Origin of the sequence: Mesorhizobium sp. B2-6-1, from assembly GCF_006440475.1 — a bacterium.
Classification (GTDB): Bacteria; Pseudomonadota; Alphaproteobacteria; order Rhizobiales; family Rhizobiaceae; genus Mesorhizobium.
On the sequence record NZ_VFUH01000001.1, the window covers coordinates 789,634 to 810,613 of the forward strand.

The 20,980-nt window shown below is 63.3% G+C and carries 29 protein-coding genes and 1 other RNA gene; 12 read left to right on the forward strand and 18 right to left on the reverse strand.

Going from position 1 to position 20,980, the window contains the following annotated elements; genetic code table 11:
• Positions 1-16: 16 nt before the first annotated feature.
• Positions 17-856 carry a MoxR family ATPase gene (locus FJ443_RS04060; RefSeq protein WP_140560785.1) on the reverse strand — a complete coding sequence of 280 codons (840 nt, stop codon included), beginning with the start codon at positions 854-856 and terminating at the stop codon, positions 17-19.
• Between the two features lie 159 nt (positions 857-1,015).
• Here FJ443_RS04060 and ssrS point away from each other — a divergent pair.
• The 6 genes from ssrS (at position 1,016) to FJ443_RS04090 (ending at position 4,215) form a co-directional block, all read left to right on the forward strand.
• Positions 1,016-1,171, forward strand: a non-coding RNA gene (gene ssrS, locus FJ443_RS04065) — 6S RNA.
• A gap of 95 nt (positions 1,172-1,266) precedes the next feature.
• Positions 1,267-1,854, forward strand: coding sequence for a 5-formyltetrahydrofolate cyclo-ligase (locus FJ443_RS04070; protein ID WP_140554906.1), 588 nt, complete (start codon positions 1,267-1,269; stop codon positions 1,852-1,854).
• Between the two features lie 62 nt (positions 1,855-1,916).
• Complete coding sequence (locus tag FJ443_RS04075) at positions 1,917-2,741, forward strand: YmdB family metallophosphoesterase (RefSeq protein WP_140493122.1); 825 nt, start codon at positions 1,917-1,919, stop codon at positions 2,739-2,741.
• Between the two features lie 70 nt (positions 2,742-2,811).
• On the forward strand, positions 2,812-3,579 hold the full coding sequence (locus FJ443_RS04080; RefSeq protein ID WP_140525034.1) for a TerC family protein: 768 nt from the start codon (positions 2,812-2,814) through the stop codon (positions 3,577-3,579).
• Positions 3,580-3,659: 80 nt separating this feature from the next.
• Positions 3,660-3,947: a BrnT family toxin gene (locus tag FJ443_RS04085; protein ID WP_140525035.1), complete on the forward strand. Its 288-nt coding sequence runs from the start codon at positions 3,660-3,662 to the stop codon at positions 3,945-3,947.
• Positions 3,928-4,215 carry a BrnA antitoxin family protein gene (locus tag FJ443_RS04090; protein WP_140525036.1) on the forward strand — a complete coding sequence of 96 codons (288 nt, stop codon included), beginning with the start codon at positions 3,928-3,930 and terminating at the stop codon, positions 4,213-4,215. The genes FJ443_RS04085 and FJ443_RS04090 overlap by 20 nt, the downstream gene beginning before the upstream one ends.
• Before the next feature lie 6 nt (positions 4,216-4,221).
• Here the strand turns inward: FJ443_RS04090 and FJ443_RS04095 are convergent, their stop codons facing one another.
• The 3 genes from FJ443_RS04095 to FJ443_RS04105 all read right to left on the reverse strand — a co-directional run bounded on the left by FJ443_RS04095 (position 4,222) and on the right by FJ443_RS04105 (position 5,797).
• On the reverse strand, positions 4,222-4,689 hold the full coding sequence (locus tag FJ443_RS04095; RefSeq protein ID WP_140554908.1) for an SRPBCC family protein: 468 nt from the start codon (positions 4,687-4,689) through the stop codon (positions 4,222-4,224).
• 218 nt (positions 4,690-4,907) lie between these two features.
• On the reverse strand, positions 4,908-5,297 hold the full coding sequence (locus FJ443_RS04100; RefSeq protein WP_224618075.1) for a VOC family protein: 390 nt from the start codon (positions 5,295-5,297) through the stop codon (positions 4,908-4,910).
• A 17-nt stretch (positions 5,298-5,314) separates the two neighbouring features.
• The gene (locus FJ443_RS04105; protein WP_140493137.1) at positions 5,315-5,797 is read right to left on the reverse strand and encodes an SRPBCC domain-containing protein; all 483 of its coding nucleotides are present in this window, start codon (positions 5,795-5,797) and stop codon (positions 5,315-5,317) included.
• A 51-nt stretch (positions 5,798-5,848) separates the two neighbouring features.
• Between FJ443_RS04105 and FJ443_RS04110 the strand changes: the two genes are divergently transcribed.
• The 3 genes from FJ443_RS04110 (at position 5,849) to FJ443_RS04120 (ending at position 7,442) form a co-directional block, all read left to right on the forward strand.
• Complete coding sequence (locus FJ443_RS04110; protein ID WP_140525038.1) at positions 5,849-6,172, forward strand: helix-turn-helix domain-containing protein; 324 nt, start codon at positions 5,849-5,851, stop codon at positions 6,170-6,172.
• 211 nt (positions 6,173-6,383) lie between these two features.
• On the forward strand, positions 6,384-7,133 hold the full coding sequence (locus tag FJ443_RS04115; protein WP_140662852.1) for a YebC/PmpR family DNA-binding transcriptional regulator: 750 nt from the start codon (positions 6,384-6,386) through the stop codon (positions 7,131-7,133).
• 12 nt (positions 7,134-7,145) lie between these two features.
• The gene (locus FJ443_RS04120) at positions 7,146-7,442 is read left to right on the forward strand and encodes a SelT/SelW/SelH family protein (RefSeq protein WP_140662854.1); all 297 of its coding nucleotides are present in this window, start codon (positions 7,146-7,148) and stop codon (positions 7,440-7,442) included.
• A gap of 21 nt (positions 7,443-7,463) precedes the next feature.
• On the opposite strand, the gene FJ443_RS31065 is transcribed toward FJ443_RS04120, so the two are convergent.
• Together FJ443_RS31065 and FJ443_RS04125 are read right to left on the reverse strand one after the other, a co-directional pair.
• Positions 7,464-7,625, reverse strand: a complete 162-nt coding sequence (locus tag FJ443_RS31065) for a hypothetical protein (protein ID WP_181168316.1) — start codon at positions 7,623-7,625, stop codon at positions 7,464-7,466.
• A 63-nt stretch (positions 7,626-7,688) separates the two neighbouring features.
• Positions 7,689-8,168 carry a DUF1772 domain-containing protein gene (locus tag FJ443_RS04125; protein WP_140662857.1) on the reverse strand — a complete coding sequence of 160 codons (480 nt, stop codon included), beginning with the start codon at positions 8,166-8,168 and terminating at the stop codon, positions 7,689-7,691.
• Positions 8,169-8,389: 221 nt separating this feature from the next.
• Here FJ443_RS04125 and FJ443_RS04130 point away from each other — a divergent pair, with 221 nt between their 5' ends.
• Positions 8,390-9,025, forward strand: a complete 636-nt coding sequence (locus FJ443_RS04130; RefSeq protein ID WP_140624972.1) for a TetR/AcrR family transcriptional regulator — start codon at positions 8,390-8,392, stop codon at positions 9,023-9,025.
• Positions 9,026-9,232: 207 nt separating this feature from the next.
• On the opposite strand, the gene rpmE is transcribed toward FJ443_RS04130, so the two are convergent.
• Positions 9,233-9,454, reverse strand: a complete 222-nt coding sequence (rpmE, locus tag FJ443_RS04135; RefSeq protein WP_006327661.1) for a 50S ribosomal protein L31 — start codon at positions 9,452-9,454, stop codon at positions 9,233-9,235.
• 209 nt (positions 9,455-9,663) lie between these two features.
• Between rpmE and FJ443_RS04140 the strand changes: the two genes are divergently transcribed.
• Positions 9,664-11,463, forward strand: coding sequence for an ABC transporter transmembrane domain-containing protein (locus FJ443_RS04140; protein ID WP_140493152.1), 1,800 nt, complete (start codon positions 9,664-9,666; stop codon positions 11,461-11,463).
• 18 nt (positions 11,464-11,481) lie between these two features.
• Here the strand turns inward: FJ443_RS04140 and FJ443_RS04145 are convergent, their stop codons facing one another.
• Positions 11,482-12,969: a carboxypeptidase M32 gene (locus tag FJ443_RS04145; RefSeq protein ID WP_140493155.1), complete on the reverse strand. Its 1,488-nt coding sequence runs from the start codon at positions 12,967-12,969 to the stop codon at positions 11,482-11,484.
• A gap of 143 nt (positions 12,970-13,112) precedes the next feature.
• Between FJ443_RS04145 and FJ443_RS04150 the strand changes: the two genes are divergently transcribed.
• The gene (locus tag FJ443_RS04150; protein ID WP_140493158.1) at positions 13,113-13,466 is read left to right on the forward strand and encodes a DUF1304 domain-containing protein; all 354 of its coding nucleotides are present in this window, start codon (positions 13,113-13,115) and stop codon (positions 13,464-13,466) included.
• A 76-nt stretch (positions 13,467-13,542) separates the two neighbouring features.
• Here the strand turns inward: FJ443_RS04150 and FJ443_RS04155 are convergent, their stop codons facing one another.
• The 10 genes from FJ443_RS04155 to FJ443_RS04195 all read right to left on the reverse strand — a co-directional run bounded on the left by FJ443_RS04155 (position 13,543) and on the right by FJ443_RS04195 (position 20,979).
• Entirely contained in the window at positions 13,543-13,968 is a 426-nt protein-coding gene (locus FJ443_RS04155) for a hypothetical protein (protein ID WP_140493161.1), read from the reverse strand.
• A 250-nt stretch (positions 13,969-14,218) separates the two neighbouring features.
• Entirely contained in the window at positions 14,219-15,250 is a 1,032-nt protein-coding gene (locus FJ443_RS04160; RefSeq protein WP_140493164.1) for a peptidoglycan -binding protein, read from the reverse strand.
• Between the two features lies 1 nt (position 15,251).
• Entirely contained in the window at positions 15,252-16,277 is a 1,026-nt protein-coding gene (locus FJ443_RS04165) for a MotA/TolQ/ExbB proton channel family protein (RefSeq protein ID WP_140493167.1), read from the reverse strand.
• A 105-nt stretch (positions 16,278-16,382) separates the two neighbouring features.
• On the reverse strand, positions 16,383-17,069 hold the full coding sequence (locus FJ443_RS04170) for a hemolysin III family protein (protein ID WP_140493526.1): 687 nt from the start codon (positions 17,067-17,069) through the stop codon (positions 16,383-16,385).
• Positions 17,070-17,193: 124 nt separating this feature from the next.
• The gene (locus FJ443_RS04175) at positions 17,194-17,994 is read right to left on the reverse strand and encodes an inositol monophosphatase family protein (RefSeq protein ID WP_140493170.1); all 801 of its coding nucleotides are present in this window, start codon (positions 17,992-17,994) and stop codon (positions 17,194-17,196) included.
• 87 nt (positions 17,995-18,081) lie between these two features.
• Positions 18,082-18,648 (reverse strand): elongation factor P, encoded by a 567-nt coding sequence (efp, locus tag FJ443_RS04180; RefSeq protein ID WP_140493174.1) that lies wholly within the window; start codon positions 18,646-18,648, stop codon positions 18,082-18,084.
• A 112-nt stretch (positions 18,649-18,760) separates the two neighbouring features.
• Positions 18,761-19,078: a UBP-type zinc finger domain-containing protein gene (locus FJ443_RS04185; RefSeq protein ID WP_140525042.1), complete on the reverse strand. Its 318-nt coding sequence runs from the start codon at positions 19,076-19,078 to the stop codon at positions 18,761-18,763.
• A gap of 1 nt (position 19,079) precedes the next feature.
• Complete coding sequence (locus FJ443_RS31070) at positions 19,080-19,253, reverse strand: hypothetical protein (protein ID WP_181165380.1); 174 nt, start codon at positions 19,251-19,253, stop codon at positions 19,080-19,082.
• Positions 19,254-19,289: 36 nt separating this feature from the next.
• Positions 19,290-20,330, reverse strand: a complete 1,041-nt coding sequence (locus FJ443_RS04190; RefSeq protein ID WP_140493180.1) for a tetratricopeptide repeat protein — start codon at positions 20,328-20,330, stop codon at positions 19,290-19,292.
• 1 nt (position 20,331) lies between these two features.
• Complete coding sequence (locus FJ443_RS04195) at positions 20,332-20,979, reverse strand: thiamine phosphate synthase (protein ID WP_140493183.1); 648 nt, start codon at positions 20,977-20,979, stop codon at positions 20,332-20,334.
• Between the last annotated feature and the right edge of the window lies 1 nt (position 20,980).

The following is a 20,980-nucleotide window of genomic DNA, read 5'->3' on the forward strand; positions in this document are numbered from 1 at the left end:
GACGCCGAGCCGCTCGTCACCCTTGCCGTCTCGCCATGAAGGCCAGCCGTTCGAACAGATGCACGTCCTGCTCGTTCTTCAGCAGTGCGCCATGCAGCTTGGGCAGCGCGTTCTTCCGGTCGGCGCGCAGATCCTCGGGCGCGATGTCGTCGGCGACCAGCAGCCTTATCCAGTCGAGCGCCTCGGAGGTCGACGGCTTCTTCTTCAGTCCCGGCACGTCGCGGATTTCGTAGAACTGAGTGAGCGCCGCCCGCACCAGATTCTGCTTGATGCCGGGATAATGCACATCGACGATCCTGTGCAGCGTCTCGACGTCGGGAAAGCGGATGTAGTGGAAAAAGCAGCGACGCAGGAAGGCGTCGGGCAGTTCCTTCTCGTTGTTGGAGGTGATGATGACGATCGGCCTCACCGCGGCGCGGATCGTCTCGCCGGTCTCGTAGACGAAGAACTCCATCCGGTCGAGTTCCTGCAAGAGGTCGTTGGGAAATTCGATATCGGCCTTGTCGATCTCGTCGATCAGAAGCACAACCTTCTTGCCGGCGGCGAAGGCTTCCCACAATTTGCCGCGCTTGATGTAGTTCTTGATATCGTTGAACCTGGTATCGCCAAGTTGGCTGTCGCGCAGCCGCGACACTGCATCGTACTCGTAGAGGCCTTGCTGCGCCCGCGTCGTCGATTTGACGTGCCATTCCATGAGTTCCAGCCCGAGTGCCGCCGCCACTTGCCTGGCAAGCTCCGTCTTGCCGGTGCCGGGCTCACCTTTGACCAGCAAGGGCCGTTCCAGCGCGATCGCCGCGTTGACCGCCACCATCAGATCCTTGTCGGCGACGTAGGCCGCCGTGCCTTCGAAACGCATTTTTGCTCCTTGGTTCAGTACGGACGACCGTAAGGAGACGGCTTGGCCCATGCAAGGGTGGGTTGGCGGCGGCGAAGTGTGAAGCCGGCAGGGCAAGAGCGCCAACTCTCTGGCGCCAAGTCTCTGGCGCTTGGGAGGGCATCGGCCTATATTGGGGCTGACGGTCTGCGCTTCCCGGCAGGAGACACTTTTCCCCGGGGCCTTAACGATCCTTAGGGAGCTGTCCCTGGGAAGACCCGTGGGTTTTCTCACACGGCGCCCACCTACTTTGTAGGCACCCGGGATCGACTTCTCCACCGGTTGTGTGGATCGTCACTTATTCGCCACATCCACGTATTTCGTGGATCATGCGATGGAAAACGTCGCTCCCAAAACGTCCATTCAGGTCTGGCTTTTTCTAGCGTCTGCGCATGGCATCCTCAAAAGACCTGAAAAAACAGCTGCGCAAGGAAGCACTTGGCCGCCGCGACGCGCTCGATGAATTCTGGCGGGTGGAAGTCGCGCTCGATATGGCCGAAACCGCGCGCGACCAGCTTGCCATCGAGCCAGGCCAAATCGTGTCCGGCTTCTGGCCAATGCGCTCGGAAGTCGATGTCCGGCCGCTGATGTTCGCCTTGCGCGAAAAGGGCGCACGGCTCTGCCTTCCGGCGATCCTCGACAAGACGACCATCGTCTTTCGCGAATTGGTACGCGGCGCGCCGATGATCGATATGGGATTTGGCACCGTCGGGCCGCATGAGGAGGCCGAAGTTCTTGACCCCTCCGTCATGCTGGTGCCGCTCGCCGGCTTCGACGCGCGCGGCCACCGCATCGGTTACGGCGCGGGCTATTATGACCGTGCGATCGCCAAGCTTGTCGACAAGGGGCATGCGCCCCGGCTGATCGGCATTGCTTTCGACTGCCAGGAAGTGACGATGGTTCCCAATGAGGACCACGACGTCATCATCCCGGAAATACTGACCGAGAGCGGGTTGCGCCGGTTCGCGCCAGAATTGTAGATAGTTCTTTGGGACGCATGATCTTTGCCGAAAGTCATGCCACTTTTCCGGATCAGGCGTAGATGAGACTTCTCTTCCTCGGCGACATGGTGGGCAAGACAGGCCGCACGGCGGTGTGGGAGCAATTGCCGGGCCTGATCTCGGATTTCAAGCTCGATTTCGTCATCGTCAACGGCGAAAACGCGGCCGGCGGCTTCGGCATCACCGAGGAGATTTTTCGCGAGACCATCGCGGCCGGCGCCGATGTCGTCACCACCGGCAACCATGTCTGGGACCAGCGCGATGCGCTCGCCTTCGCGCCGCGCGAAGAGCGCTTCCTGCGCCCGTCCAATTTTCCCAAGGGCACGCCCGGGCGCGGCTCGGGCGTCTACATCGCTAGGAGCGGCGCGCGCGTGCTGGTCGCCAACATCATGGGCCGGGTGTTCATGCATCCCGAGCTCGACGATCCCTTCCAGGCTGGCGAGCGCGAGCTTGCCGCCTGTCCGCTCGGCGAGCAGGCGGATGCCGTGGTCATCGACTTCCACGCCGAGGCGACCTCCGAAAAAATGTGCTTCGCGCATTTCGTCGACGGTCGCGCCAGCCTCGTGGTCGGCACTCACACCCACCAGCCGACCGCCGATCACCATATCCTCAATGGCGGCACCGGCTACATTTCCGACGCGGGCATGTGCGGCGATTATGATTCGTCGCTCGGCATGGACAAGGAGGAGCCGCTCAACCGGTTCCTGTCGAAAGTGCCGAAGGGGCGTTTCGAGGCGGCGACCGGACCCGCGACCTTGTGCGGCGTCGGCGTTGATATTTCCGACCGCACGGGGCTGACCGAGAAGATCGCGCCGTTTCGCCGCGGGCCGCGGCTCGAGGAAACGGCGCCGTCCTTCTGGACGTGACATTGATATAGGGGCTCTCAATACCTAACTGCCGGCGACACTGCTCTAGATCGTAGAGGGGACGACCTCCATGCAGCTTATCGAGTTCCTGGCGCCGCACTTCGCCTTCGTGTTCGATCCCACCGCCTGGGTCGCGCTGTTGACCCTGGTGGTGCTCGAGATCGTGCTCGGCATCGACAACCTGATCTTTATCTCGATCCTGACCAACAAGCTGCCGGAAGCACAGCGAGCCCGCGCCCGCCGGCTCGGCATCTCGGCGGCGCTCGTCATGCGGCTGGTGCTGCTCGCCACCATCTCGATCATCGTCCAACTGACGGCGCCGGTCTTCACCGCCCTTGGCCACGGCTTTTCCTGGCGCGACCTGATCCTGATCGCCGGTGGCCTGTTCCTGGTGTGGAAGGCGACCAAGGAGATCCATCACACGGTCGACCCCGACGACCACCAGGACACGATGCTGGGCGAGACCGTGCAGATGAGCCTTGCCGGCGCCATCTTCCAGATACTGCTTCTCGACCTTGTCTTCTCCATCGATTCCATCATTACCGCCGTCGGCATGACCGACGAGATCGCCATCATGTACATCGCCGTCATCGTGGCGGTTACGGTGATGATGCTGGCGGCTACGCCGTTGGCGAACTTCATAGCCAGGAACCCGAGCATCGTCATGCTGGCGCTGGGCTTCCTGTTGATGATCGGCATGACGCTGATCGCCGACGGCATGGGCTACCATGTGCCCAAGGGTTATATCTACGCGGCGATGGGTTTTTCGGCGCTCGTCGAAGGCCTCAACATGCTGGCGCGGAACCGCAAGAAGGCGAAGTCCGGCGGCGGGCATTGAGCCTGACGACATGGCCAATGCCGAGTTCAGGCTGACTCTTACGAAATTGTACGTACAATATCGTAATCGATGGTGCTGCTTTGCGGTTCGAATGGGATGCTGAAAGAGCCAGGCGCAAACTTGCCAAGCTCGGCATCGGATTCGATCTCGCGCAGAAGGTGTTCGATGATCCGCTTTATCTCATCGTGCCCGACCGGTTTGAAGATGGTGAGCAGCGTTGGCACGCTATCGGGACGATCGATGCCGTAGTGGTCATGCTGGTTGTCCACACATATCCTGATCGCGAAGATGAAGGACGAGTTAGGATTGTTGGTGCCCGGAAAGCGACAGCGCATGAAAGGAGGCGCTATGAGCAAGAAGGACCTTAGTCAGGATCAGCGCAACCAGCTCGCCAAGCTGGCTGGTTTGCCTGACAGCGAAATTAATACTTCCGACATCCCAGAAGTTCCGGCGGAGAATTGGATTCATGCTCGTCGTGGACATCTTTACAGACCACTCAAGCAGCCAGTGACAATCAGACTCGATACTGACGTGCTATCGTGGTTCAAGGAGCATGTCGGGGGTGGTGGTTACCAGACCGAAATCAATCGTGTGCTCCGCCATCACGTGATCGAGCAGGAAAAGCGTAAAACCTGAGCCGGTTCAACTCCCCGGTGCGCCCTTCGGGTGACGGTCGCCGATCAGGCCTAGTGTCAGGCCTTGTTCGAGCCAGGCCTTGGCGCCGGCCAGAACGAGCGTGAAGCCGCCGGTTGAATCGACCGCCTGTTTCGCCTGTTCGTCGCCATTGCCGGCAAAGCCGAAATTGTGGACCTCCAGGAAGGTCGCGTCACCTGGCATTTCGGTGAAGGTCCAGATCACCGTGGTCGGCGGATCGCTCCATTGCATGACGATCTTTTCGTTGACGACGATCTCGCTGGCGACCACCGTCGTCGAGACGCCATACATGCGCCACTCCCATTGAACCGGCTTGCCGCCGTCCAGCCTGCCGCTGGAATGGGTGAACCAGAATTTCGTGGTGATCTCCGGGTCGACGATGGCCTCGAAAACGTCGGAGACCGGCCGCCGGATCAGCATGGCGGCTTCGGCCGTCGGTGTCTCGCGGATTTCCATAGCGTTCTCCCCTGCCGAACACGCCTTCACCAGGCGTCGGGCTCCCGCACCATGTGAACGATGTTGGCGGGGCTGGTGATCCAGAAACCACGGAAGCCCTCTCCCAGCGGCTCGATGACGTCGCATCGCTCGACGCCGGCCTTGGCGAGATGATCGGCGGCGCCCGGGAAATCCCCGGTGAACAGTCCCAGCCAGGATCTCGGCCTGGCCCGGTCCTGCTACGGCAGATTGATCTGCCAGGAAACGCCGAACCTGTCGTTCAGCCAGGCGAAACGGCGGCTGAAGCCGTAATTGCCGGTCGGCATCAGAAACGTGCCGTTTTTGGACAGGGCCTCGACGATGCGTTCCAGCTCTTCTTCGGTGGAACAGTCGACGAAGAGCGAGACCGACGGCGTGAAGGTGAAGGCGTGGTGCACAGGGCTGTTGAAGATCATGACCTCCGTGCCGCCGATGGATGCGCGGGCCAGCTTGACTGCCCCTTCGAGTCCGTCCTCGCCTGCACCGTAGCGCGTGAGGTCGAGGACACGGCTCTCCGGGATGGTTTCGCAATAGAAGGCCATGGCCTCCTCGGCCTTGCCTTCGAACATCAGGAACGGAGTTACTTTCACGGCAGGCCTCCCTTCGCTCAAATGTTGGTCTCGTTGGCAGGCTCGCCCTTCATCTCGCTGCGGTAGTAGCCTTCGCGCAAATTGATGCCGTGTTCGACATAGGCCTTCATGCAGGCCAGCATCTGCGACCAGCCCTCGCAATTGAGATAGGACTTCTTCAGGCCGACCGCGTCCTCGTGCCAGCCGGCCTCGGCGATGGTGACGAAGGTGCCGCCGTCGTCGAGCGGCTCGAAATTCATCTCGATGCGGGTCTTGTAGGCCGGCTTTCCCTCTTCGTCGGTGGCATCCCAGCGCAGCACGATGCGGCTGTCCCTGACGATTTCGTCTACTTCGACCGGCACCTTGCCCCACCACACGACATTGGCGCCCGGCACCAAGGGCGCGCTGGCACCGCCGATGGTGGTGAAATAGGAGCTGAGCTTCTTCGGATTGACGACCGCGTCGAAGACGTCGGCGACCGGTTTGCCGATGCGTCCTGAAACCCTGAAACCAAGAGACATATCCACAGTTCCTTCCTTGATTGATAGGAGCTTATGTTATAAAAAAATAACATGTCAAGCCGATCGCAAGACGACAATGTTTTCAAGGCGCTGGCGCATCCGCGCCGGCGCGAGATGCTGGATCTGCTGAAGGACGCGCCAAAGACGACCGGCATGCTGTGCGAGGCGTTTTCCGACATCGACCGCTGCACCGTCATGCTGCATCTCAAAGTGCTGGAAGAGGCCGATCTCATCGTGGCGCGGCGCGAGGGGCGCGAGCGCTGGAACAATCTCAATGCGCTGCCGATCAAGCAGATACACGACCGCTGGATCAGCCAGTACGCCGGCCATGCGCTTAGTATCATCGACCGGCTGAAGTCGGATCTGGAGGGGTGAACAGCCGTCACGGCTTTTGCCGTGCGTGGCAAAGCGCGGCGCGGCTGGACGAATTGAGCCGATTTATCTATAAGCCGGCCATTCCGACAAAGAGCGCCATACGTCCATTCGGACGCAGCAGGGACGTTCTGACATTTTGAATTCGAGCATTGCGGAAGGCGGGTCATGCATCTCGCCGCGCGATGCTCTAGCCGAACACGACAGGGGTGCCATGGCTGGCCATTCACAGTTCAAGAACATCATGCACCGCAAGGGCCGTCAGGACGCGGTGCGGTCGAAAATGTTTTCCAAGCTGGCGCGCGAAATCACCGTCGCGGCCAAGAGCGGGACCCCCGATCCGTCGATGAATCCGCGCCTGCGCCTTGCCGTGCAGAACGCCAAGGCGGTGTCGATGCCGAAGGACAACATCCAGCGCGCCATCAACAAGGCGTCGATGGGCGACGCCGAAAATTACGAAGCCGTGCGTTACGAGGGCTACGGTCCCGGCGGCGTCGCCGTAATCGTCGAGGCGCTGACCGACAATCGCAACCGCTCGGTTTCGAATGTGCGCGCCGCCTTCACCAAGGCCGGTGGGGCGATGGGCGAAACCGGCTCGGTGTCGTTCATGTGGGATCGGGTCGGCGAGATCTATTATCCAGCATCGGCCGGCAGCGCCGACAAGGTCATGGACGCGGCAATCGAAGCCGGCGCCGATGACGTGGAGTCGGATGAGGAAGGCCACACCATCTATTGCGCCTTCGAAAACCTCGGCGAGGTGTCGAAGGCACTCGAAGCCTCTCTCGGCGAGGCGGAATCGGTGAAGCCGATCTGGAAACCGCAGAACAATGTTCCGGTCGACGAAGAACGCGCCCAGTCGCTGATGAAGCTGGTCGCCACGCTCGAGGACGACGACGACGTTCAAAGCGTCTACGCCAATTTCGAGGTCGACGAGGAGACCATGGCCAAGCTCAGCGCTGCGTGAGCAAAGCCTGACATGACCGAAAACCCGCTGCCCACCATCCGCATCACCTATTGCACCCAGTGCCAGTGGTTGCTGCGTGCCGGCTGGATGGCGCAGGAACTGCTGTCGACATTCGGCGTCGATCTGGGCGAGGTGACGCTGGTGCCCGGCACCGGCGGCGTCTTCACCATAAGCTGCAACGAGGTGCTGGTCTGGGACCGCAAGCGTGACGGCGGCTTTCCGGATGCGGCAAAACTCAAGCAACTGGTGCGCGACGTCATCGACCCGGACCGCGATCTCGGTCATTCCGACCGCAAGGCGAAGAGCTGAGACTTCCGCAGAAGCCGGACGTCATTTTCCTCGCCTCTGCCCGAAAATCGCGCCGATCCCCGCGCCGATTGCTATGCCCATGCCGATGCCGACGGCAGGGTCATCCATCGCTGCGCCACAGACAGCGCCGAGGCCGATCCCCGCGGCAATGCCCAAGGCCATGGTGGAATGCGGGTCGTTCACGGCGCTTCTCCCGACAAACACGCCTCGGTCGCCGCGATGCCGAACGCGGCGGACCGAGACATGTCAACGCGCGGCGAACCAGAAGGATGCCAGCGCGGTGATGGCGGTGATCGCGCGCACGTGGTTCCACATCACCCAGTCCCTGAGATAGGTGGTCCATACAGCAGCGCCGTTGCTGCTGGCCGGATCGATGGCGGCCAGCGCGTCGTTGAGCGGCACGTTGAAAACCATCGTCACGATCGGGTTGCCGACGAGATAGATGACTGCGCCGGCCAGCAGCCAGAAGGAGCCTGGCTGCTGCCAGCCGATGATGGCGCCGGCGATCAAGACAAGGCAGATCAGGCCGGTGCCGAACAAGGCGGTCATGAACATCGGCGTGATGACGGTGATGTTGATCGAGTTCATGGCGGCGATGCCGCCCGCGGCAGGCAGGCGAGCCATTGCCGGCATGACGAAGTTGGAAAAGGCGAAGAACACGCCGCCGACAACGCCCGAGCCGATAGCGGCGATGAAGATGAGGGTGGGAAGTAGCTTCGCGATCATGTCAGTTGCTCCAGATGCCGGTTGCGGCGGTTTCAGCCGCAATGGGCAGAAAAGTTTTGCGGGATGGCCGGCCACCTGTTCGACGCCTTCAAATCAATTATCCTGTCTGCTTCTTTCAAAACATGAGAAATCCTCATATTTGCAAAACGTGATAAACCCTCGTATTTTGCGAGTCAAGTCATTTCTGGGTGGCATTGCCGCCCGGCGTCTGTTGAAGAGCCATGGAAAAAACCGCCACGTCCCCACCGGAACAGGTCGCCACGCCACGCCGCGCGCCGAGCCAGCAGCGCAGCCGTGAACGGGTCGAGCGCATGCTCGCCGCCGCCTCGGCGCTGATTGCGGAGCAAGGCAGCGATGCCATGCGCATGGGCGAGGTGGCGGAGCGGGCTGGGGTGTCGATCGGCTCGCTCTACCAGTTCTTCCCCGACAAGCGGGCGATCGTCTGGGCGCTGGCCGAGCGCTACACCGCCGAAAGCCAGGCCTGCATTTCAGCCGCGCTCAAGGACGTCGGCGACGCCGAGGGCCTTCGGCGGGCGTTCTCGGAACTGGTGGACATTTATTACCACCTGTTCCTGGCGGAGCCGGTGATGCGCGACATCTGGTCGGGCACGCAGGCCGACAAGGCGCTGCGCGAACTGGAGCTTGCCGACAGCCGTGCGAACGCCGAATTTCTCACTGCGGCGCTCAAACGCCTGCGGCCCGATGCCGATGCCGTCGCGCTGGAGACGACGGCGTTTCTCGTCTGGCAGATGGGCGAGGCCGCCATGCGGCTGGCGATCTCGGTCGAGCGGAAGGAGGGCGACAGGCTGGTCGCCGCCTACAAGCGCATGGCGCTCAGGGAATTGCTTGCGGAATAGGATGCTCTCACCCTCCCCTCGTGGGGAGGGTCGCTGCGAAGCAGCGGGGCGGGGGCAGCGCCGACCCACCCGACCTTCGGTCCGACCTCCCACACGGGACCGACAAGGGGGAGGTGGAGGCAAGCGCCAGCGTGAAGGGACGTGCATTGGCCAACAAAAAACCCGCCACGAGGACGGGTTCTCTGGTCAGCGAAAAGCTGATGGGGCCTAGAGGCCGAAACCTTCGAAGCGCTTCTTGAACTTCGACAGGCGGCCGCCGCGGTCGAGCAGGGTCTGCTGGCCGCCGGTCCAGGCCGGGTGCGTGGTCGGGTCGATGTCGAGGTTCATCGTATCGCCTTCCTTGCCCCAGGTCGAACGGGTCATGTACTCGGTGCCGTCGGTCATGACGACCTTGATGGTGTGGTAGTCGGGATGGATATCGGTCTTCATGGCTCGGTTCCTGGTTTGCCGGGCGCGGCTGACGGGCTGAAAGCCTGCGTCGATGCGCCCCTTTTTAAAACTCGAAGCCGCAGCTATTGAGGAGCCACGGCTTCTAAAACGGTCGGCGAGCCTATACATCAGCCGGAATTGAATCACAAGGCCGCGGCAAGCGCATATTGAGGCGCATAGCTGAAGGCGGCCAAGAGGAAAAGACCAGGATGGCGCAAACCAGCAGCGCAGACGAGCGCCGGCGCTCGCTCAAGCCGCTCAGGCGCCTGTTTCCCTACATCGGCCGCTACCGCACATTGGTGGCGGGCGCCGTCATCTCGCTGATCGTCGCGGCGGTGACGACGCTGGCGCTGCCGCTGGCGGTACGGCGCATGATCGATCATGGTTTCACGCCGTCCGGTTCCTCCTTCATCGCCGAATATTTCGCCGCGCTGGTGGCGATGGCCGCGCTGCTGGCGGCGGCATCGGCGGGCCGCTACTATTTCGTCATCACGCTCGGCGAGCGCGTCGTCGCCGATATCAGGCGCGATGTCTTTGCCCATGTGACGAAACTGTCGCCGGCCTTCTTCGACACTGCCCAGTCGGGCGAGATCGTGTCGCGGCTCGCCGCCGACACCACGCAGGTCAAATCGGCGGTAGGGGCGACCGCTTCGGTGGCGCTGCGCAATGTCATCCTTGGCCTCGGCGCGGTCGCGATGATGGTTTTCACCAGCCCGAAACTGTCCGGGCTGGTCATCGCAGCCATTCCAATCATCGTGCTGCCGCTGGTCGCCTTCGGCCGCTCGGTGCGGCGCAAGTCAAGGCAGGCGCAGGACACGCTGGCCGATGCCACCGCCTATGCCAGCGAGCAGATCGGCGCGGTGCGCACATTGCAGGCCTTCACCAATGAGACGCTGGTCACCGGGCGTTTTTCGGGTGCCGTCGAGGCCGCCTTCGAGGCCGCGCGCGCCTCGATCTTCGCGCGCTCGTTCCTCACCTTCTTCGCCATCTTCACGATTTTCTCCTCGGTCGTGGCGGTGCTGTGGTTCGGCTCGCGCGACGTGCTCGACGGCAATCTGTCGCCGGGCACGCTAGGCCAGTTCCTGCTCTATTCGGTATTCGCCGCCGGTGCGCTCGGCGCGCTATCGGAGGTCTGGGGCGAATTGGCCCAGGCAGCAGGTGCCGCCGAACGGCTGACCGAAATCCTCGCCGAGGAGCCGGCGATCGTGGCGCCTGCCAATCCCAGGCCGCTGCCGGTGGCGAGCAAGGGAGCGATCAGCTTCGAGGCCGTGTCCTTTTCCTACCCGGCCCGGCCCGACCGCGCCGCCGTCCACGGCCTGAGCTTCTCGGTCAAGCCTGGCGAGACTGTGGCGATCGTCGGTCCCTCGGGAGCGGGCAAGAGCACGGTGTTCTCGCTGATCCTGCGCTTCTACGATCCGGAGACCGGCAGGATCCTGATCGACGGCGTCGACATCCGCGAAGCCGACCCCCTTTCGATACGGCAGCGCATCGCCATCGTGCCGCAGGACGTCACCATCTTCGCGGCCAGCGCGCGCGACAATATCGGCTTCGGCCGGCCGGGCGCCAGCGAGTCAGAGATCGAAGCGGCGGCAAAGGACGCGCTGGCCGACGAATTCATCCTCAAGCTCGAGAAGGGCTATGACAGCCAGGTCGGCGAGCGCGGCGTGACGCTGTCGGGCGGGCAACGCCAGCGGGTGGCGATCGCGCGCGCCATCCTGCGCGACGCGCCGATCCTGTTGCTCGACGAGGCGACCTCGGCACTCGACGCCGAAAGCGAGACGCTGGTGCAAATGGCGCTGGAGCGGCTGATGCGGGGCCGCACCACGATCGTCATCGCGCACCGCCTGGCGACGGTGCTGAAGGCCGACCGCATCCTGGTGATGGATGGCGGCCGCATCGTCGAGGAAGGCACGCATCAAAGCTTGGTGACCAAGGGCGGCATCTATGCCCGGCTGGCCAAGCTGCAGTTCGAGACCGGCGCCAGCGCCTTCAGGGGCGCGGCTGAGTAGCGGCTACGCTGGGCGTGCTCACGCGGTTCCATACCGTTTGCGCAGGTGGTCGGTGAAATAGACGGCATTGAGCTTTTCACCGGTGGCGCGTTCGAGCAGATCGGGCGTCGACCAGCGCGATCCCTGCGACCATATGTTCTTGCGGCGCCAATCGTTGATGGCACCGAAATTCCCCTTGGCAAGATCGTCATCGGCCGACGGATGCTCCCGCGTCAGCGCCGCCCATTGCTGCGCCGCCATCATCGCGCCCAGCGTGTAGGAGGGAAAGTAGCCAAAGGCGGCAGCAGGCCAATGCACGTCCTGCATCGGCCCATCCGCGGGGTTGTCGATCGTTGAAAGGCCGAGATAGTCGCGCATCCTGGCATCCCAGGCCTCGGGCAGCTCGGCCACCTCAATCCTGCCGGAGACGAGCTCCTGCTCCAGTTCGTAGCGCAGGATGACATGCAGCGGGTACGTCACCTCGTCGGCATCGACACGGATCAGGCCGCGCTCGACATGGTGGACATGCGGCAGGATGTCGTCGAGCGACCAGATTTCGCCGAGATGTTTTTCCACGACCGGCAATGCCCAACGCCAGAAGGCGGGATTGCGCCCGATCTGCTTTTCAACGAACAGGCTCTGGCTTTCATGCACGGCCATGCCGCGCGCCTTGCCGAGCGGCCAGTGCGACCAGGCCTTCGGCAGGTTCTGCTCGTAGAGTGCATGACCGGTCTCGTGCAGCACGCCCATCAGCGCCGACAGGAAATCGGACGTCTTGTAGCGGGTGGTGATGCGCACGTCGCTCGGCACACCGCCACAGAACGGATGGTGCGACACCGACAGCGAGCCGTGCGTCAGGTCGAAGCCGACCGCCGCCATCATGGCGAGGCCGAGTTCGCGCTGCCTGTCGACCGCATAGGTTCCCGAAAGCGGCTTGAGAGGGCGCTTGCGCAGCCGCGCTTCCTGCACCGCCAATGCTTCCGGCACGAAACCCCTGAGAAATGTCTTCAGCTGGGTGAAGACAGGCGTGATATCCGCGGCGCGGTTGCCGGGGTCGTATTGCTCCATCAGCGCGTCGTAGGGGGCGAGGCCGAGGATGTCGGCGCGCAGGGCCGCCTCTTCGCGCACCAGCGCCGCCACGCCTTCAAGCGCCGGCAGGAAGCCCGCCCAGTCGTTCTTGGCCCGCAGGTCGCGCCACAGCTGCTCGCAGCGCATGCGGGCGGTCGTCTGGCGTTCGACGAATTCGACCGGCAGGCAGGTCAGGTTGGTGTATTGCCGCCGCAGTTCGGCCAGCGCCGCCCGCTGTTCATCGTCAAGCGCCTCGCCTTCGGCGGCGGCGATCCAGTCCGCTATTTCCGGCGCGGTCGCCCTGGTGTGGTACATGCCGGCAAGTGCCGCCATGGCCTCGGCGCGCTTCTCGCCGCCACCGACGGCCATGTGGGTCGCTTCATCGGCGCCGAGGATGGCCAGCGCGTGCTCCAGGGCTTCGAGCTTGTGGCCGAGGTCATCGAGTTTTTGAAAGGACATGGCGGCTTCCGTGATTGAGGAAGGGGCGAAAAGATACCAACGCCTGCGCGTTTGCAACCCTCACGCGCCATCCGGCAGATGCACCTTGCGCTGGCGAGCCGACGCGTGAAATGCTGCCCGACGATACATCACGAGGGAATACGATGATCGGCAACATCCTGGTCGGGCTGGTGGCCTTGATCCATGTCTATATCGTCTATCTGGAGATGGTGCTCTGGGACACGCCGCGCGGGCACAAGGCATTCCGGCTGACGCCGGAATTCGCCAGCGCCTCGAAGGTGCTTGCCGCCAATCAGGGTCTCTATAACGGCTTTCTCGCCGCCGGCCTGATCTGGGCCCTCTACCTCGGCACGGCCGGTTTCCAGGTCAAGGTTTTCTTCCTGCTCTGCGTGGCCGTTGCCGGGCTCTACGGGGCGGCAACGGTCGGTCGCAAGATCCTGTTCGTGCAGGCCGCGCCGGCAGCGGCTGCCTTGGTAGCGGTCTGGCTCGGCTGGTGAGGAAAAGAGGCGCCTGCGGGATTGGTCCCGTAGACGCCAGGTGGTCCCTTCCTTTTGGGCCGCGATCAGAATGGCCTCAGCCGTTCGGATAGTTCCCGCCGTCGGCGCCGTCGCCCATCAGGAAACCGCTACCGATGTCGACCCTCAGCCGCTGGTCGACATTGTCGAGACGGCGCAGCAGGTCATGATATTGTGCGGCCGGTATCCTGCCGTGATCCGACGAGGCTATCTTCTCCGCCGCCTGACCTATGCGAGCGGTGCGCATCTCCAGGCGCTCCGCCGCGGCCGGGGTGATGTTGTTGGCCTGTCTGGCGGTGATTATGCCCTGATGCACGCCTTGAACCTGTTCAATGAGAGCCTCGACACGCGGGCCGGTCATGTCGGTTGGGTCGGTCGCGTCGAGCGCGCCCTTGTGGTGACCCGCGGCGTAGGCGCCGGCAAGCGGGGCGGCGACAAGAATCGCGGCAAGGGTTGCAGTCTTGAGAGATGCTGAAGAGCGCATGACGGCGCCTCCTTTTGCTGCGGAAAAGAACGGCTCTGCCGTTCCGCTTCCGGACGATGCGGGCCGTCCAGTTCCGTCGCGTCGCGATGGGAGGCATCGCCGGCGGTTCTCGGCCCTGCGCAGCACGCTAGGAGCGCTTTGCGGCGAAGTGTAATTAAAAAAAGATAATCTTTTCAGGCCTTGCCGGTGCACAACTGCGCCCTAGAGTTGAGCCGGCGAACAAATTCGCGTGAGATCGCGTGATGATGGATCACCGTTCGGTGAGCTTCAGTTCGATCCGGCGGTTCTTGTTGCGCGCCTCTTCGGTGTCGGCGGGATCGAGCGGCTGGAACTCGCCGAAGCCGGCGGCGACCAGCCGGTTGGCCGGCACGCCGTTCTCGATCAGGAACTTCACCACGGAAGTGGAGCGCGCCGTCGACAGCTCCCAATTGTCGCGATACCGACCGGTGCCGGACAGCGGCTTGTTGTCGGTATGGCCGTCGACGCGCAGCACCCAGTTGATCTCCGGGGGAATCTCCTTCTGCAACTCGATGATGGCGTCGGCAAGTTTCTTCATCTCGACCTTGCCGGCATCGTTGATCACTTCCGAGCCGGTCGGAAACAACACTTCCGACTGGAAGACGAAGCGGTCGCCGACTATGCGGATGTTCTCGCGGTCGGCGAGGATTTCGCGCAGGCGGCCGAAGAAGTCGGAGCGGTAGCGGTTGAGTTCCTGCACGCGCTGCGCCAGCGCCACGTTGAGGCGGCGGCCAAGGTCGGCGATCTTGGTGTTGGAATCCCGGTCGCGGGCCTCGGAGACGTTGAGCGCGTCCTCGAGCGCGCCGATCTGCTTGCGCAAGGCCGCGATCTGCTGATTGAGGATCTCGACCTGGCTCAGCGCCTGCTGGCTGATCTGGCGCTGGCTGTCGAGCTCGCCCGTCAGCGCCGCCGCGCGCTGGTTGGCCGCATCACCGGCGCCCGCACCTTGCGCCAGCAGCTGCTGGAGCCGGCTCTTCTCCGCTTCGGCCGCCGACAGCGATGCCTGCAGATTGGCGAGCGAATCCTCCTTGTCCTGTGTCGTGGAACGCTCCAGCGCCAGAAGCTGCGTCAGTTCGTTAATCTGCGAATTGAGACGCGACAGCACGGCGTCCTTGCCGGAGATTTCGCGGCCGAGCAGGAACTGCGCCAGCACGAAGACGGTGAGCAGGAACATGATGGCCAGAAGCAGCGTCGACAACGCGTCGACGAAGCCCGGCCAATAGTCGATGCGGCGGTCGGCGCGCCGGCTCCTGGCGAGCGCCATGCTAGTGCACCCCGGTCTTCTTCAGGGCGTCGGCGATCTTTTCCAGCGTGTTGCGCATCGCCTTTTGTTCATCCGACTGTGCTTCGACCCAGTCGCGCATGATCTGCTGCTCGGAGCGCATGTTCTTGACCAGGCCGGAAATGCCGTCGGCGAGATTGGCCATGGCGGTGGCGACGCGCGGATTGGAGCCGCCGCCATTCTCCTGCATGCTGCGCAGCCGCTCCGACAGCAGGCGGATTTCATCGGAAGGCTCGGTCCGGACCGCGTCGGAGACGACGATGTCGGACGACAGGTCGGTGACCGAGGACAGCCAGTTCTCCAGTTCGGTGTAGAAGCGCGTCTGCGCGCGGCCGGCCTGCAGGTCGAGGAAACCGAGAACGAGCGAGCCGGACAGGCCGAACAGCGAGGACGAGAAGGCCGTACCCATGCCGGCGAGCGGCGCCGACAGCCCTTGCTTCAGCGAATCCAGCACAGCGGCGGCATCGCCCGTGCCGGGATCGAGCGACTCGATGGTCTCGCGGATGGAGCCGATCGTGTTCAGCAGGCCCCAGAAGGTGCCGAGCAGGCCAAGGAACACCAGGAGGCCGACGAGGTAGCGCGAGGTGTCGCGGCTTTCATCGAGCCGCGTGGCGATGGAGTCGAGCATGGTGCGCATCGAGCTGGTCGAAAACGCCATGCTCGACGAGCGGCCGATCATCGCCTTCATCGGCGCCAGCAGCACCGGTTCGGTGATCTCGGAACCGGCGCGGAAGGAGTTGACCCAGCGCACTTCGCGAAACAGCCGCCCGACCTGGACGAAGGCCAAAAGGATGCCGACGGCAAGCACGCCGATGATCAGGCCGTTGAGCCCCGGATTGGTGACGAAGGCGGTCGAGATCTGCCGTGTCAGGATCGCTGCGATGAAGGCGACGATGGCCAGGAAGATGACCATGGTCAGGAGAAAGACCTGCGGGCTCGACAATTTGTGTGGGTCGTAGATCAGCACGTCGGAGCGCCTGCCCATGCCGAAGGATCTGAGAAAAGCCATCCGTGCCCCGTTTCCGATGCCGCTGCCGCCGATCACGTCGTCGGCGACTCTAAACGGAATTGTGACCAAATTGAATGGTGCTTGGCAATATTGCCGCCAGCAGTTTCAGAGACGGTTGATGACCAGGCAATCGACCATCGCCGCCAGATGCAGGCCTGCGCCGGTGACCACGAAACCATGCCACAGCGCGTTGTGGAAGCGCAGCCCCTTCCAGGCGAAGAAGATCACGCCGCAGGAATAGACGACGCCGCCGGCGACGATGAGCACGATCGCCGTCGTCGGCAAGGTAGCGACGAGCGGCTCGACCAGGACGATGCCGCTCCAGCCGATGGCGAGATAGAAGACGATCGCCAGCCGGTCGAAGCGGCCGGGGAAAAACACCTTTATGGCGATGCCGATAATGGCCGCGGTCCAGACCAGGACGATCATCCAGCCGGCCAGCGCCGAGCCGTCGAGCTGCGCGAGAAAGGGCGTGTAGGTGGCGGCGATGAGCAGATAGATCGCAGCGTGGTCGAAACGCCGCAAAATCCATTTCACCGGCGAAGTCACCGGCCATAGATTGTAGGTCAGCGACACCGAGAGCACGGTGAGCAGCGACACGACATAGAAGGCGGCGGCGATGTATTCGCCCGGTCCGACCCGAAAGGCGGCCAGCGCCAGCAGCGCCGAACCGGCCGCGATCGCCAGCACGATGCCGACGGCATGGACGATGCCGTCGGCGATCATCTCGGCACGCGAATAGTGCCATCGTCCGACAAAGGGGATCTCGATCTGCGGCGGCGTCTTGATCATCATCATCCTGCGTCAACCCTATCTGGGCAAGCGCCGGACAGTATTTCAAGCTTTGTTTGCGGTTTTGCGACTGCGGCGCTTCAGCGCGGCGGGGATTTGACATTACTCCGCGCTTATTCCTGCTTCAGCGGGCAGCGAGCGGCTTTTTCACGGCCTTCAGGAGGGCGCGCTGGATGATCTCGTTGCCGGCGACGACCGAACCGTTGTCGAGCATGTCCTGACCGCCGTCCATGTCGGAGGCGAACCCTCCTGCTTCACGGATCAGCAACAGGCCGGCTGCGATGTCCCAGGGCGACAGGCCGACTTCCCAGAATCCGTCCATGCGGCCGGCGGCGACGTAAGCGAGATCGAGCGAGGCCGAACCCAGGCGCCGGACGCCGGAAACCTCGGCCATGACATTGCGTAACTCGATCAGGAAATTGCCATGCTGGCCACGCCCCAGATGCGGCACCCCGCAGCCGATGACGGTGTCGATGAGCTTGGTGCGGCCGGCGACACGCAGGCGGCGGTCGTTCATGAAGGCGCCGCCGCCGCGCTCGGTCGTATAGAGCTCGTCCATGGCCGGATTGTAGATCACGCCGGCCACGATCTGGCCCTGGCGCTCGAGCGCGATCGAGACAGCGAAAAGCGGAATGCCGTGCAGGAAATTGGTGGTGCCGTCGAGCGGATCGACGATCCAGCGGTGCTGGCTGTCATCGCCGGCGATCGTGCCGCGCTCTTCCATCAGGAAGCCGTAACCGGGCCGCGCCTTCGACAGTTCGGCAAAGACAATATCCTCGGCCTTGCGGTCGGCCTGGCTGACATAGTCGCCCGGTCCCTTCATCGAGACCTGCAGGTTCTGGACCTCGCCGAAATCGCGCGACAGCGAGCGGCCGGCCTTCATTGCGGCCTGGACCATGACGTTGAGAAGGGCTGAGCGTGCCATCGTAACTCTTCCTGCTGCACGCGCTTTAACCTTTGTCCTGATGCATGTCGGTGACCCGAAACCTGGGCCACCTCTGGGCGACATGCATCAGTCGGCGCGGCGCATATAAGTGATTTCATTGGTGTCGACGACGATGCGTTCCCCCGCGCCGATGAATGGCGGCACCAGCACGCGAATGCCGTTTTCCAGCACCGCGGGCTTGTAGGAAGAGGCCGCCGTCTGGCCCCTTACCACCGGGTCCGCTTCGGTGATGGTCAGCGTTACCTGGTCGGGGAGCGAAATGCCGATAGGCCTTTCCTCGTAGAGCTGGACCGTCACCATCATGCCGTCCTGCAGGAAAGCGGCGCGGTCTCCGACGAAGTCCTTCGCCAGCTCGAGCTGCTCGTAGCTCTCGGTGTCCATGAACACCAGGGCGTCGCCCTGCTCGTAGAGGAAGGAAAAATCCTTGAGATCGAGCCGGATCTGCTCGACCGTCTCTGCCGAACGGAAGCGCTCGTTCAGCTTTGTGCCGTTGATGAGGTTCTTCAATTCGACCTGGTTATAGGCGCCGCCCTTGCCCGGCTTGACCGTGTTGGTCTTGACGGCCACCCACAGGCCGCCATCGTGCTCGATGACGTAGCCGGGACGGATTTCGTTGCCGTTGATCTTGGCCATAATGATGTGATCCGGGAATGAGATGTTCGCAAGACAGCGATTTCGGGCCTCCAAGACCACAAATCGCCCGAAGAGGCAAGCTGGCGCTGATCGGGTGTCCCGTGGCGGCGGCTCAATCGAAGCGCACGATGGTGCCGCGTTGCGGCGTCTTGTCCTGCGAGAAATCGAGCATGACCTCGTCGACATAGCACCAGCCCCACGTCTCGGGCGGGTCGTAGGCCTCGATGACCGGATGGCCGGTCGCCCGGTAGTGGCCGGTGGCGTGACGGTTCGGAGAACTGTCACAGCAGCCGACATGGCCACAGGTGCGGCACAGCCGCAGATGCACCCACCAGGAACCGGTCTTCAGGCACTCCTCGCAACCTTCGGCGCTTGGCGTTACCTCGAGGATGAAGCTGCCATGCGTGCATCGTTTGTCGGGCGAAGCCATTTCATTGCCTCCTTGGAGAAGCGATGCCGCGATATAAACCCTCAACCGCTCTCATCGAAACCGCGGCGACCGCTTCGGTAATGATATCGAAGACTTTTGCCAGCCGACGGATCTGCGACGACCGCATGATAGCCATCTGCATGGAAAGATCGAGGTCACTTGCCTCGACGAGCATCGCGCGATGACTTCCGCTGGATTTCCGCTGATCGCGTCAGGGCAGGCGGTTTGCCTTCTGCAGTGCCTGCTTGGTCTGGTCGTCGCTCAATCCTTGCAGGAAATCGTCCATCTCGGGGTCGATGAGGCCGGCGCGGCGGGCGACGATGTACCAGGCGCCGGCAAGCACGAGGTCCGGCTCGGTGCCGATGCCTTGCATATAGAGTTTCGCCAGGCGGTTCTGGGCGGCGACATTGCCGCCTTCGGCGGCCTGCTTCATCCAGCCGAAGGCGGATTTCAAATCACGCCCGCCGCCGCGGCCCTCGATCATCCAGGTGGCGAGGTCGAGTTGCGCGGTGTCATAGTTTTGCCGCGCGGCCTGAGCCAGCAGGCGCCGGGCCTGGGCGTCGTCGCGCGATTTGCCGCCGACGCCGTTGGCATAGATCTGTGACATCGCATACTGGGCGTCGGCGAGGCCGGTCGCCGCGGCGCGCTCGTAATAGGTCACGGCCTTGGCGATGCCGGCGTCGCCGGGGTCCTGCTGGACCAGCATCTGCGCGAAATTGAATTGTGCCAGCCGGTTGCCCGCTTCGGCGGCGGCCTGCATCAGCGCATAAGCTTCCTTTTCGTCCTTTTTGACGTAGCGGCCGTCGAGCAGCATCAGCGCATATTGGAACTGCGATTCCGGCACCCCTTGCTCGGCGGCGGCTGCGTACCATTTCGCCGCTTCGGCCGCATTAAGGGGCACGCCCAGTCCGCGCGACAGGATCTCGGCCACCAGCGTCTGCGCCGCCGGGTCGCCGTTTTGCGCGCGCACCAGCGCGAGGTTGTAGGCGGTCTTGTAGAGCCCGCGCTGGAAAGCGCCGTAGGCCGCATCCGCCGGCTTGGCGCCGAAGCGGTCGGGATTGATCGCGTCGGCCGAAGGCAATGGCGCTGGCTCGGCGGTGGTGGCGGGCTGCGGCAGCTGCTTTTCGATCGGCTTGTCGGTATGCACGCCGGCATCCGGCTTAGGGTGCGGTAAAGGAATCGTTTCGGCGGCAGCGGCCTGGATCATGACCGCAGCAAGCAGGGCCTGAAGGGGAAGCCTTGCCGAAGACACGTCAGTCCTCGAAACGCGGTGCGGTTTCGTCGAGCAGCGCATTGGCCTGCGCGATCGCCGCCTTGGGATCGACACCGTCGGCGAACACCGCACTCGACAGGGCGACGAACTCGGCGCCCGTATCTGCGACGGTTTCGATCGAAGCGAGCTCCGATCCGGCCATGACAATGCAGGGGATCTGAATCATCTGCGCCCACCATTGTCCCAGCGCCACGTTGCGCGGATGCGGATCGGGCTTGTTGTCGTAGCCGAAGCGGCCGAAGAAAATATAGTCGGGCCTGACTTCGCCGAGTTCGAGCGCGTCATCACGCGTCTTGGCGCCGCCGGCGCCGACCATCATTTTTGCCTGGAAATGCTCGACCGTCTCGGCGAGCTCGGCCTTGGAGACCTCGACATGAATGCCGTCGGCCTGGACACGCCCGGCAATGCGCGTATCGCCGGCAATGACGACCGCGATGCCGGCCGCCTGTGCCGCCGGTACGATTTCGGCGGCGAAGGCCTGGAAGGAAGCTTCGTCCATGTCGTTCTGCGGCAGGATGAGCGAGGCGACGTCGCCGCCCTCGAACGCCGAGACGATACGGGCGGCCGGCACGCGAGATGGCGCGATCAGCACGATGCGGCAGCGATTGGGGGGCGTTGCGTCGTTCATG